11 protein-coding genes are annotated in these 13,365 nt (G+C 36.6%); 1 reads left to right on the top strand and 10 read right to left on the bottom strand.

The features are described 5' to 3' along the window. Positions 1 to 3 precede the first annotated feature (3 nt). From nuoH to HOO91_08950, 10 genes are all read right to left on the bottom strand, one after another. Positions 4 to 948: an NADH-quinone oxidoreductase subunit NuoH gene (nuoH, locus tag HOO91_08995; protein NOU17682.1), complete on the bottom strand. Its 945-nt coding sequence runs from the start codon at positions 946 to 948 to the stop codon at positions 4 to 6. A gap of 162 nt (positions 949 to 1,110) precedes the next feature. Next, positions 1,111 to 3,801, bottom strand: a complete 2,691-nt coding sequence (gene nuoG / locus HOO91_08990) for an NADH-quinone oxidoreductase subunit NuoG (protein ID NOU17681.1) — start codon at positions 3,799 to 3,801, stop codon at positions 1,111 to 1,113. A 2-nt stretch (positions 3,802 to 3,803) separates the two neighbouring features. Further along, positions 3,804 to 5,078: an NADH-quinone oxidoreductase subunit NuoF gene (gene nuoF / locus HOO91_08985; protein NOU17680.1), complete on the bottom strand. Its 1,275-nt coding sequence runs from the start codon at positions 5,076 to 5,078 to the stop codon at positions 3,804 to 3,806. A 6-nt stretch (positions 5,079 to 5,084) separates the two neighbouring features. Then, a complete protein-coding gene (gene nuoE / locus HOO91_08980) occupies positions 5,085 to 5,549 on the bottom strand; it encodes an NADH-quinone oxidoreductase subunit NuoE (protein NOU17679.1) in 465 nt (154 codons plus the stop codon). A 118-nt stretch (positions 5,550 to 5,667) separates the two neighbouring features. Continuing rightward, on the bottom strand, positions 5,668 to 7,419 hold the full coding sequence (gene nuoC / locus HOO91_08975) for an NADH-quinone oxidoreductase subunit C/D (protein ID NOU17678.1): 1,752 nt from the start codon (positions 7,417 to 7,419) through the stop codon (positions 5,668 to 5,670). A gap of 222 nt (positions 7,420 to 7,641) precedes the next feature. Then, on the bottom strand, positions 7,642 to 8,277 hold the full coding sequence (gene nuoB, locus HOO91_08970) for an NADH-quinone oxidoreductase subunit NuoB (GenBank protein ID NOU17677.1): 636 nt from the start codon (positions 8,275 to 8,277) through the stop codon (positions 7,642 to 7,644). Further along, positions 8,274 to 8,687, bottom strand: coding sequence for an NAD(P)H-quinone oxidoreductase subunit 3 (gene ndhC, locus HOO91_08965; GenBank protein NOU17676.1), 414 nt, complete (start codon positions 8,685 to 8,687; stop codon positions 8,274 to 8,276). The genes nuoB and ndhC overlap by 4 nt, the downstream gene beginning before the upstream one ends. Positions 8,688 to 8,945: 258 nt before the next feature. After that, positions 8,946 to 9,755 carry a tRNA pseudouridine synthase A gene (locus HOO91_08960; protein ID NOU17675.1) on the bottom strand — a complete coding sequence of 270 codons (810 nt, stop codon included), beginning with the start codon at positions 9,753 to 9,755 and terminating at the stop codon, positions 8,946 to 8,948. A gap of 176 nt (positions 9,756 to 9,931) precedes the next feature. Further along, complete coding sequence (locus HOO91_08955; protein ID NOU17674.1) at positions 9,932 to 10,966, bottom strand: dihydroorotate dehydrogenase-like protein; 1,035 nt, start codon at positions 10,964 to 10,966, stop codon at positions 9,932 to 9,934. Positions 10,967 to 11,057: 91 nt separating this feature from the next. Further along, a complete protein-coding gene (locus HOO91_08950) occupies positions 11,058 to 11,570 on the bottom strand; it encodes a shikimate kinase (protein NOU17673.1) in 513 nt (170 codons plus the stop codon). 283 nt (positions 11,571 to 11,853) lie between these two features. Here HOO91_08950 and HOO91_08945 point away from each other — a divergent pair, with 283 nt between their 5' ends. Further along, a complete protein-coding gene (locus HOO91_08945; GenBank protein ID NOU17672.1) occupies positions 11,854 to 13,116 on the top strand; it encodes a carboxypeptidase-like regulatory domain-containing protein in 1,263 nt (420 codons plus the stop codon). Positions 13,117 to 13,365: the final 249 nt, after the last annotated feature.

Genomic DNA, 13,365 nt, shown 5'->3' with positions numbered 1-13,365 from the left:
TTTTTATTGTAGGTACAGTATAACCGCCCCTGTAACCAAAACATTTAATAAAACCAATGGTAGTAATATCTTCCACCCAAAATCCATCAGTTGATCATAGCGAGGTCTGGGCAAAGATGCTCGCAATAAAACAAAGAAGCAGATGAAAAATGCTGTTTTGAAGAAAAACCAAAATGCTGGTGGTAGGAATGATGGGCCCAACCAACCTCCAAAAAATAGAGTGACAATTAATGCGGATATTAAGGTTACCCCTAGATATTCTCCTACAAAGAACATCCCGAACTTCATCCCTGAATACTCGGAATGGTATCCAGCAACCAATTCGCCCTCAGCTTCGGGTATATCAAAAGGCGTTCGATGTGTTTCTGCAACTCCAGCAATCAGAAATACAACAAACCCGATAAACTGAGGAAAAACGAACCACATACCTCTTTGGGCTTCAACAATCTCACGGAGATTAAAACTATCGGACATCATCACAATTCCCATTAGCGAAAGACCCATAAATACCTCATAGGTAAGCATCTGGGCAGATGCTCTGATAGATCCTAAAAGCGAATATTTATTATTCGATGCCCAGCCACCAAGAACAATACTATAAACTCCAAGCGATGAATTCCCTAAAAAGAAAAGAAGACCGATGTTCGAATCAAGAACAAAAAAGCTATCAGTAAAAGGAATTATTGCAAATGTTAGAAGGATTGTAATCATTAGTATTCCCGGAGCAATAACGAATACCGCTTTGTCGGCAAAAGGTGGTATCCAGTCCTCCTTAAAGAAAATCTTGATCATATCTGCAAGCACCTGAAATAGCCCGAATGGACCAACCCTATTGGGGCCATATCTATCCTGCCAAAGTGCAAGAAGCCTACGTTCTACCCATATTAATCCGGCAGCTATTGTTAGTACGATTAGCAAAACCCCTGCGATAATGAAAATATATTCCATGGTTTAGTTTTTAATCAATGTGTTCAGTATAAATTTTTGCCACCAAAACACTAAAACACAAAACATCACCAAATTTAATTCATTTATTTTAAGCCCTTTGTGGTTTTTTGTGTGTTGGTGTTTTGGTGGCATTATTTATTTTTTTATACTGGATTCATTAATTCATTTTTTTATTATTCCCAGTTTAGGCAAACTAATAAATGGCATCCCCGGCAGATTAAAAGAGATACCTGCAATACCATCAGGAATGCTAGCATCAATATCAACTTTAACTAAAACATCAATATTTTCCATGGTGAGATGAACCGTATCATTACCTTTTATACTATACCTTGTTGCCTCTTTTAGGTTGATTTTGATAAATGGCTCAGGAATGCGACTTGACAATGCCTCCCCATTTGAACTCAGTTCCTCTGAGCCAAAAATTTGATGAACAGGAACAATAAATAATCCCTCATCGCTTGGTTTAAAAGGTTGAGGAATGCTTTTATAGTATGATTGTTGTTGACTAGTTGTACTCTCTATTAACCGAATACCCGGATTTCCACCCTTTAACTCACCATTCGGTTCGACCATATACTTATTTGCAGCCTGATTTGAATTCCACCCTGGAGCCCAGTGGAATGGTGTTAGCGATGATGGCGGAACTCCTTGATATCCCTCCATGCTAAAGGCCAAAGGAGAATTAGCATCCAGTGGTGGTTTTTGCTCATGAACGCTGATGTTCGCATTTATCGCAGTTCTACCGCTAAAACGCATAGTTTGTCTTGAGATTTTCTCGTTGAACATTCTGAATTCAGCATTTGGTAGATGTTCTTTAATTTTCGAGAGAATAGGATATGAAACAGCCATTGAATTAACAACATCATCAAACTTTTGCCATGAGTTACCTTCTGGTTTACCCTGAATTCTCATGAGTTCAACAACCCAACGCCAACTTTCCCTAATTGGTTCAACTGCGGGAAAGACGCTATAGTAACGTTGAGCACGACCCTCATTGTTTACTAGTGTTCCTTCTGACTCAGCAAAAGTGCCTGTGGGCATTAGAATATTGGCCTTTGCTGATGTATTGTTCATTAGTTGATCAAGAACAATTATATTCTGGCATTTTTCTAAAAGATCATCAACTATTGACTTTTCGACCCTTCGGTATAGGTCATTTTCTAGAATAACTAGAGTCGTATCGTTTTCAATCCTAAGATCTCCAAATGGCTTACCTTCCATCATACCTAAACCCATACTGTTGCTTTCAGGTAGGGCAATACTTAAAGATATTTTTTTATCGATTGAGTTTAGAGCCAGAGCAATATTTGTTGTGGCATGAGCGATCTCTTCATTTCCTTGAGCACCAATAATAATTAGAGGATTCTTGGACTGTTTGAGTCCTTCTGCAATTCTCTTGGCTTGATTTTGAATATCAATATTCAAATTATCTACAGAAGGAGCATCGTTACTAATATACGAAGCAACCGCAAATCCTAGTCTTGCAATATCTTCTGATGTCGCTCTATAGGTAATTTCAGCAAGTTCATCGAGTTTTGTGAAATAGGGAGAAGCAATAAACAATGGACTGTGAATATTTTGTGCCAATTCACGAACAGCCGCATCATTCCATTTTGGAATTCCAATTTTTTCGGCTTTTTCGATGGATTTATTTCTAGTGGCTTGACGTATGGCTAAGGCTAGCATTGGTGCTGTATTGGTCACATCCTCACCAAGAATAAAGATTGCATCTGCCTTTTCAACCTCTTTCAATGAAGGTGAGTGAACTGCATTGCTGGTTAGGATTTGAAGACAAAGTTTTGTGAGATGATATTCTTTATCGGAAATCCCATGATAGAAATTCTCCGTACCAACTAATTTTGAGAGTGCAAAGTTTGCTTCAAGCGAAGCTCTAGGAGAACCAATGCCAACAAGACTTTTACTTTTTAATGCTTCTGAAAGTTTCGGAATAATTTCATTAACCTCTTTTACTTCAAGCGCACTTCCTTTCGATTGGCGTATCTGAGGATTTTTAATCCTTTTGGTACTGTTTACAAACTCATAGCCAAATCTGCCCCTATCGCAGAGCAGGTATCCATTAACATCTCCATTATAACGACTTACAACTCTTCGTAATGAACCGTAGCGTTCGCTTGCAATGGTATTACACCCGAGGCTACAATGAACGCATATTGATGGAGCATTGGTTAAATCCCATTTACGGGTGAAATGTTTTTTGAGAGTTTTATCAGTGAATACCCCTGTAGGGCATATCTCTGCAAGATTTCCGCTAAACTCGCTTTCCAGCGTTCCCTCTTCATGCCTTCCGAAGTATACATTATTTGCAGATCCAAATACATTAAGATCTTTCCCTCCTGCATAATCTCTATAAAACCTTACACAGCGATAGCACTGAATACATCGGTTCATCTCGTGATGAATAAAAGGGCCAAGGTTTTGATTCTTATGAGTCCTCTTCTTAAAATCAAATCGGCGATAGTTATGACCAGTCATTACGGTCATATCCTGCAAGTGACATTCGCCGCCCTCATCGCAAACAGGGCAATCGTGCGGATGATTTGTCATTAGGCTCTCCAAAATAGATGCTCTAAAAGCCTTAACTTCGGGATCTGCCACTGAAATAATCAACCCATCAACAGCAGGTTCCATGCACGACATTACAATTCGACCAGTTTTATCGTTGGAATTTGCATATTTCTTTACGGCACAAAGTCTACAAGCACCCACAGAACCTAGGGAAGGATGAAAGCAAAAGTATGGAATATCAAAACCCAGTGAAAGGCATGTTTCCAGTAGATTTTTACCGGGTTTTACCTCGTATGTTGTTCCATCAATTTGAATTTTTACCATTACTACCTCCATGGACAGTGTTTCTCGTTAATATGCCGTAAAAAATCATCTTTGAAATATTTTAAACCGCTTTGGAGTGGTTCCATTGCACCCGGAGCATGTGCACAGAAGGTATTGCCAGGGACAAGATATTTGGTATGAAATTCAAGTATTTCAATGTCTTTAAGAGTTGCATTACCCTCCTCGAATTTCATCAAGACCTTTTCAACCCATGGTAGACCTTCGCGGCATGGTGTGCAAAAACCACAACTCTCCTTGGCAAAAAATTTAATTAGATTATGAATAAATGCAACTGGGCAGGTTTTATCATCAAGAATCATCATGGTGCCTGTACCAAGTCTACTCCCTGCTGCCCTAACAGACGCAAAATCCATTTTTGTATCAATCTGACTTGCAATAAGAAAATCAGTTGATGCTCCACCAGGAATTATTCCTTTTAGCTGATAGCCATCCTGCATTCCACCTGCATAATCCTCTATTATCTCACGAATTGTTGTTCCAAGCGGTAACTCCCAAAGACCGGGCTTCTTGACTCGCCCGCTTACTCCGTAAAGTTTAGTTCCTCCTTCACCCGATGTGCTTAGCTTAATGAACCAATCAGAACCATTTTCGATGATATGAGGTATCCAACTGAGTGTTTCTACATTGTTTATAACCGTTGGTTGACCAAACAATCCGCTAGTTGCGGGGAAGGGTGGTTTTGCTCGTGGTATTCCTCTTTTTCCTTCAAGGGCATTCAGCAGGGCAGATTCTTCACCGCAGATATACCTCCCAGCGCTTGTATGAAGATGTAAATCTAAGTTATAACCCGAACCCAAAATATTTTTTCCAAGATATCCTGCACTATAAGCTTCTTCAATTGCTTTTTTGATGATGACCTCTGCCTTCTTATAAGCCCATCGCATGAAAATATATGCCTTTTCGGCTTGAATTGCATACGAGGCAATAATCATTCCTTCAATCAGCTGATGAGGATTTCCTTCCAGAAGATATCTGTCTTTGAAAGTGCCCGGCTCCATTTCATCGGCATTGGCTACTAGATAGCGGACTCCAGCCACATCCTTTTCCTTTGGCACTAAACTCCATTTGAGCCCAGTTTGAAAACCAGCACCACCTCTACCCAATAGATTCGATGTTTTTACAAGACCAATGATATCATCGGGCAACATCCCCTTAAGAATTTTTTTGACACCCTCGTATCCCCCCGTTTTTTCATACTCCTTTAGATCTAGGGGGGCTTGATTTGGCTTGATATATTTAGTTAGTGGGGTCTCCATAATAAACTACTGATATTTTTCGAGCATTGAGTCAATCTTTTCAATGCTTAGATTATTGTAGTGATCGTTATTTATCATTAATGCCGGAGCATGGTCGCAATCGCCCAAGCATGTATTGGGAATAAGCGTAAACCGTCCATCGGATGTGGTTTCACCAAATTTAATTCCTAGTTTCTTTGAGATATAGTCGTAGATTGATTCATAACCCATTATCATACAGCTGACGCTATCGCAGATTAAAATCACATTCCTTCCAACTGGCTTTCGATACAGGCGAGTGTAAAAACTAGCAACTCCATCAACCTCATCTTTAGACATGGACAATTCCGATGCTATATCAGCAATTGCTTCATCCGATATCCACCCCCTGTGATGTTGAACAATTTTTAAAGCATCAATACATGCTGCTTTTGGGAATGGATAGAGTTTGGTCTCTTCAAGTATCTCTTCTCTTTCTTTTTCGCTCAACATAATCTTTGTACAAGTATATTTTCTATTTACCTAGAATGATTTTTCACAAGTAATGCAAGATCAAGGTGCATCATTTTCAAATTTTCTCATTCTCAAATCTTCAAATTGTCACATTTTTCTATCTATCCAAATCCGCCAGCACAAAATCAAGCGCACCTAAAATCGAAAGCAAATCAGGAATTGTATAACCACGACTAATTAAAGGAAGCATCTGCAAATGCGGAAACGAAGGGGTGCGGATTCGTGAACGGTACGCAGAGGTGTTACCATCGCTAATAAGATAGTAACCATTACTTCCTTTTGCTGCCTCAATTGGGACCATTGCCTCTCCTGCTGGAATAACTGGACCCCAGGTAACACCAAGAAAATGTGTAATCAATGTTTCAATATCTTGCATTGTGCGTTCTTTTAACGGAGGTGTAGTTAATGGGTGCTCCGATTTATATAGCCCTGCGGGCATATTCTTTACGCACTGTTCAACTATTCTTAAACTCTGACGCATTTCACCCATACGAACCAAGGATCTATCGAAGCAATCGCCATTTTTTCCTAGGGGAATATCAAATTCGAAATTCTCATACCCAGAATATGGTCGCTTTTTACGATAATCGAAATTATATCCAGTAGCTCTTAATCCAGCACCCGTGATTCCCCATTCAATGGCCTCTTGAGTGGTGTATGCACCAATTCCAATAGTTCGTGCTTTGAATATTCTATTTTGAATTATTGTTTTCTCGAACTCCTTCAACCTTTTGGGGAAATAGTTTACAAAATCCTGAACCATCTTTTCCCATCCTTTGGGCAAATCGTGTGCAACCCCACCAATCCTAAACCACGAAGGGTGCATTCTACCGCCAGTAACTGCTGAAACAATATCAAAAATCTTCTCTCTATCATTAAATGCAAAAAACACAGGCGACATCTGACCTAAATCCTGTGCATAGGTTCCCAACCATACCAAATGGCTTGCTATGCGGAATAGTTCGCACATCATAACACGAATAAACTTTACCCTATCAGGAACTTCGATACCTGATAATTTTTCTACAGATAGAACATATGCAAGATTGTTAATCACCCCGCCCAGGTAGTCAATACGGTCGGTATAAGGAATGTAAGAATGCCACGATTGTCGCTCGCCCATCTTCTCTGCACCACGATGATGAAATCCGATATCAGGAATTATGTCAACAATATCCTCACCATCAAGTTGCAGCACAAGCCTTAACAATCCGTGTGTTCCAGGATGTTGTGGACCAATATTCAGAAACATAAAATCGGTATCCTCAGCTTTTGTTTTTAAGCTGTACTCAGCAGGGTTGAACTTTAAATCGTTGTCTTCAATTTCTTGCATCTGATCTGTGAGAACGTATGGATCTAGTTCTGTTGCCCGTGCAGGATACTCTTTTCGCAATGGATGCCCCTTCCACGATTTTGGAAGTAAAATTCGACGAAGATTTGGATGCCCAATAAATGTGATGCCGAAAAGGTCGAAAACTTCTCGCTCGTACCAATTTGCCGATTCCCATACACCAGTAATACTTGGTATTGAAGGGTATTCACCTAAAAGAGGTGTTTTAATTCTGAGATCTTTATTATACTCGAACGAGGTGAGATGATAAACTATTGTAAAATCGCTTTCTGGTTGACCTTGACGATTGTTTCTCCTTCGTTCATCAATTGCGGTTAAATCATAGAGTGATTGGTATGGTTGAAGTAGCCCATTTTTTAAATAATTTAAAATATCAACAATAAAATCCTTATTTATCCAAATTGTTTGTATCTCATCGGCTGTGCTTTGCATTGATATAATAGCACCTTCGGTGAATTTGTTTTTTAAATCGGAGAATAGGGATAAATCTTCGTTCATGACTTTATTATTGGTAAATCAGCCTGAGTTGATACTTATTCAATATGCTTTATAAAATAATCTACGAATATTGATTAACGATTTTTGATTTTAGAAGTAGTAATAAAACATTTGATTATGCATATTTCATAAATCGTTAATCGTTGTTCCTTGTTCTCAATTCAAAAAAATCTTACATTAAAGACAGATACTAATAATATAAGATATTTCTTAAAATAAAGGTTACACCTCATCCATTGGTCTAAGTTTATCAACTTTCATTCGCTCCTCGGTCTTTAAATCCCGTTGAGATATCTTCTCCGCTCTTGTTATTCCTTGTGGACCAATAACCCAACTCAATGGTCGTTTCTCCTTATCGATTGATTCTCTAAGAAGCAATAATCCTTCAAGGAAAGCATCGGGGCGAGGAGGGCAGCCCGAAACGTAAACATCAACAGGAATTATTTTATCCACACCTTGAACAACGCTGTAGATATCAAACATTCCACCAGAGTTTGCGCACGAACCCATTGATATAACCCATTTAGGAGCCATCATCTGCTCATGAAGCCTTTTAATGATAGGCGCCATCTTAATAAAAACAGTTCCGGCAATTATCATCAAATCCGCTTCGCGTGGTGTTCCGCGAATAACTTCACCCCCAAACCTAGCGATGTCGTAACGGCTCGTGATTGAAGTGGCCATTTCAACAAAACAGCACGAAAGGCCAAATGCAAAAGGCCAAATAGAATTTTTACGACCCCAGGCAACCATATCATCTAAGCGACTAAACAAAATTGAACGCTGAATTGCTGCATCAATAATAGCATTGTCGGGGTTTTGAATGATATCACTAGGTTTATTTAGTGTCCAATTCATTTTGTCAGTTTGTTTTTAAACTTCAGAATACGTTTGCCATTTGGCCCAAAATCAAGTGCACCAATACTTAATTCATAGAATAGTACTACCATTAGGATTGCAATAAATACCAGAATTCCTATATACCCGGCAATTCCAAGTTCACGAAATGATACGGCCCAAGCCATAACAAAAACGGCATCGAGATCGAATATCACAAAGAATATCGCGATTAAATAAAAATGGGATGAAAATCTAAGGCGTGCATTCCCCGTGGGTGGTATTCCTGACTCGTATGGTTCATTGGTTAGTTTATCGTTATGGCGTTCGCCTAAAACGTAAGAAAGACCAATCATTACACCAACAATAACTAAAACAATAAAAGTATATACTAGAAAAGGCCAGAAAACAATTGTTAATAAAGTTTGCATAGTACTTATTTATGGTGCTAAATTTTGATCGCAAATTATTTATTGACAAAAAACTGTAAATCTTCCGAATGGGTTTATGAAAATCCTATAAAATTGGAACTTTTGTTTAATGCTTATTTTAACACACCAATAGGCTTTTTTGTTCGATGAAAAACTTTAAATCTTCAATCAAACGAGGGATTAATACCTAATAATTAAATGGTTAAAATGGATAAAAAACGTAACTGAATTAATGGAATTGAATTTCAGTAGATTCCATTACAATTGTAGCCATGTATTGTCTACCTTATTCTGAAAGATGGTGGAGAATTCTGTTCTAGGAGGTATATCGAGAAAGGGGTATGTGACTTTGGAAAGGTAAAGCCCTTGAGGGTATGCTGGAACTGTTTTTAAGGGGATTTTTTTAAGAGCGAGATAACTTTCAAATTCATCTAAACTGAGTTCGTCTGTACCTACCTCCATAATTTTTTTGATAATAATTCTTACCATACCCTTTAAAAATCTGTTAGATGAAATTTGAAACCTTAGTCTATCACCGTTCTTATCAGAGAATAGTATTGCAGATGTTACATTACAAACATTGCTTGGATTTTTATCAGGACTTTTACAGAATGCTCCAAAATCGTTGTACTTGAGAAGCAGATTAGTGGCTTCTTTCATTTTACTGAGATTTGGATTTTTTAGTGGGTAATAAGAACTTAGTCCACTTAAAAAAGGATCTTTGTATGTGTGAATAAAATAGTCGTATGTTCGTTTTATTGCATCCAATTGAGCATGGGGATAACCCTCCATTGGAATGATTTCAAAAATGGCTATGTCCTCCGAAAGCATTTTATTTAAACGGAAAATGAGGTCAAAATCCCACTCTTTATCAACGTCCATATGGAAAAAATATTGGCTTGCATGAACCTGAGCATCTGTTCTCCCACAACCCAAGCAGATAATAGGTGTTTTCAGGAGTTTACTAAGATTTGTTTCAAGTACTTCCTGAATGCTTAATACTTCATGTTGTCGCTGCCATCCACGGTAGTTGAATCCATTATACCCAATATGTAAAAAATATCTCAATGTATATGTTCTTAATTGATGGTTTTGTTTTTAGGAATATAATAGGATTGAATCCTTTGGGATTTTTTTGTAAAGCTACAAAAATTCAAGGCTAAATAATTTTTATACTGTCAATTAAAGCAATAAAAAACCGCCCTGCCTAAAAAGCAGAGCGGCTAAATATTTAAAGAAACAAATTATTCAATACCAGAATAAAGTTTCATGAACTGAACTCGCTCAATTGCAGCGGGGTTTTCAAGGTTATTCTTGCTTAGTTTTCCTCTAAAATCAGAAATGCTATTGAAATGGTGCCGATTCATCCAATCGTTCATCCTTGCAAGAAAATCACCTACTACTATAAATCCGTGCTTATAAAAAACAGAAGCCATTTGTACCGTGGTTGCTCCAGCTAGTAACATTTTTATCGCAGTTTCATAGTTGTGAACGCCAGTTGATGCGGAAAGATCACAACTTATTTTCCCCGATAGTATCGAAATCCACCGAAGCGTATGGTTGTATTCAAAATCGGAACTATAAATGTTTCCAGCGGATAAGCTGATTTTTTCAATATCGATATCAGTGTTGTATGGTCTATTAAATAGAACCAATCCTTTTGTGCCTGTCTCCGAAAGTTTTTGAACAGTTTGAGCAAGTGATGAGAAATAGTAACCAATCTTAACAGCAAAGGGTATTGTAATAAACTTTTTAACCTCATTAATTATATCAAAGTATACATTTTCATTTTCATCACCACTTCGGCGGAAATCGGATGGAAGGATGTATATATTCAGTTCAAGTGCATCTGCACCTGCATCCTGAATTCTTTTTGCAAATGACTGCCAATCATAGTTGGAAACGCAGTTTATACTTGCAATAATTGGAACGTCGATACTTTTCTTTGCCTCACTTATTAGCGATAGGTATTTTTCTAAAGTATTGTTCTTGGCATAATCGTATATATATGAGTAAGCCTCGTCGTAATCGTAAATTCTTTTACCAATAAGATTATCGGCAGTTTTTGTTGAAGTGTTAACATTACCCTGCCCATTTTTTATGTACTTTTCAGTCTCAATATGAATTTGCTCCTCAAACATCGATTTAATGACAATTGCACCAATCCCATTATCAGCAATTGCTTTAATGTTCGTTAAGGAATCTGTAAGACCGCAGCTGCCTGCAATAAGAGGGTTTCTGAGCTTCAACCCCATGTAGGTTGTTTCAAGGTTCGCCATATTTAAAATTTTAAGAATTTTGTAGGTTTAAACCAAATCGATAAAAATCAGAAGTAAACTTTGCATTCAAAAAAATAATAATATAAAAGAATTAACCAATTGCTGCATTGATAGTTTGTGCTAGTTGGTCAATACTAATATTTGAAGACTCAATAGTAATTTTTGCTTTTTCGTAATACTTTTCTCGTTCATTAAGTACCCTTAAAATATAATCATTAAGTTCTTGGGGCGTTTTCCCCCAAAGCAAAGGACGATCTGTCTTTGATTCTATGAGCCGAGAGACCAATTCCCCAACATCAACCTTAATATAAATGGTTAATCCCGTTTTGTTCATAAAATCAATACTGTTATAGAAGCAGGAAGTACCCCCTCCTGAAGCAATAAGAATATTACCATCAATTGAAGAAACTTCACGCAGTGCCTCATTTTCAAGAGTTCGAAAATGATCTTCTCCCTTTTGTTCAAAAATTTGCTTAATGGTTTTATTATACTTTTGTTCTATATATACATCAAGGTCAATGAATTCATAATTGAGTGTTTTTGCCAATTCAAGCCCAACGGTTGTTTTTCCGCTTGCCATAAAACCAATAAGGTAAATTTTCATACATACAATTTTTATGGTCAATAACTAATTGAAGAACTTTTACAAGTTAATAATTTTAGTTTAAATAGCGATATAATTGAATATTGCAATATGAGGACTCCTTTTTCTCATTACCTATTTTTGAAATTTCTAAGATAAATTAACCTTCACTTATAAAGAGTTGTTTAGGTGTTTAATATTCAGCTTAATTAATAAAAACAGGAAAAAATAGGGTATATTATTGGATTGCGGTCTTATAAGTGAAGGTTGAAATTCAATGTTTAACAATTTAAATATAAAAATTATGAATACTTTTATTAAGCGATTTACCAAGTTGAGCTTTATAGCACTCCTGATAATAGGATTTAGCTATTCATATGCTCAGAACAACACCACATTCTTTACTGTAAATGGTGTTATAAAAGACTCTAAAACAAAGCAAAAAATTACTTTTGCGAGTATCTCTGTACCAGGAACTAATATTGGTACCGTATCGAATTCGGATGGGGAATTTACTCTTAAAGTACAAAAATCACTGAATGCACCCGAATTCGAAGTATCACATTTAGGTTATGTGAATAAGAAATTTAGCGTAGTTGATAACCCTCAGGGAGAACAAACCTTTTTTGTTGATCCCTATTCCATTGAATTAAAGGAACTTGTTGTAAAACCAGAAGATCCTCGTAGTCTTGTTCTTCAGGCTATTGGCAGTATTCAGGATAACTATAGCCAAGATCCTAACTTACTTACTGGTTTTTATCGTGAAACAATTAAACAACGTAGAGATTATGTATCAATTTCTGAAGCAATAATTGATATATATAAAGCACCTTATAACTCTGGTTATAGTTCTGATAGAGTAAAAATATTTAAGGGAAGAAAAGGAACGAATGTTAAAAAATTTGATACCCTTACTGTAAAGCTTGTTGGTGGTCCAAATATTTCGTTACTACTTGATATTGTAAAGAATCCAGATGTATTACTTTCTAAAGAGAGCATCGATTATTATAAATACGAATATCTGGACATGGTTAATATTGACGGTAAAATGAACTATGTAATAGGATTTCAACCAATTGTAACTCTTGAGTATCCTCTTTACTTCGGCAAAATATATATATCAAAAGATAGTAAAGCTATAACAATGGCTGAGTTTAGTCTCGATTTAAAAGATGAAATTAAAGCTGCACAAAGTTTTGTTAAGAAGAAACCCTTGGGTTTAAGATTCATTCCATCAAACACCAGCTACTTGGTAACCTACAAAGAACAAAATGGGAAGTATTACATAAATTATGTTCGCAATGAAGTCAAGTTTTCATGCGATTGGAAAAAAAGAATATTTAAAACTACCTATACAGTAATGTCTGAAATGGCAGTAACTGAAAGAAAATCAGATAATATTGAAAAATTCCCAATGAAAGAATCGTTTAAACAATACACAGTGTTTGCTGATAAAGTAAATGAGTATTTCGACCAAGATTACTGGGGTGAATACAATACTATAGTACCCGATGAATCTATTCAATCAGCGATAAATAAATTCAATAAAAGATTTAAAAAACAGTAATTCAAAATTAATTTTAAATTAAAGCTATCTCGTTAAACATTTAAAGTATATGGAAAAGTGATAGATAAACCCCCACATGGTAAGTAAAAGCAAAATAAATACATTGCATGTGGGGTTTTTTAGTTGGGTTTTCAAAATTAGATTGGATTTAACGGGATAGCTTTAATCGTGTTTTTTTAGCAAATAATATAAAAGAATTACCTTTACAATTATCAAACATTACAACGTACGATGCAACTAGCGGGATTT

Source organism: Bacteroidales bacterium (assembly GCA_013141385.1).
In the GTDB taxonomy this organism is placed as follows: Bacteria; Bacteroidota; Bacteroidia; order Bacteroidales; family Tenuifilaceae; genus UBA8529.
This window is presented reverse-complemented; position numbering and strand designations above follow the sequence as displayed.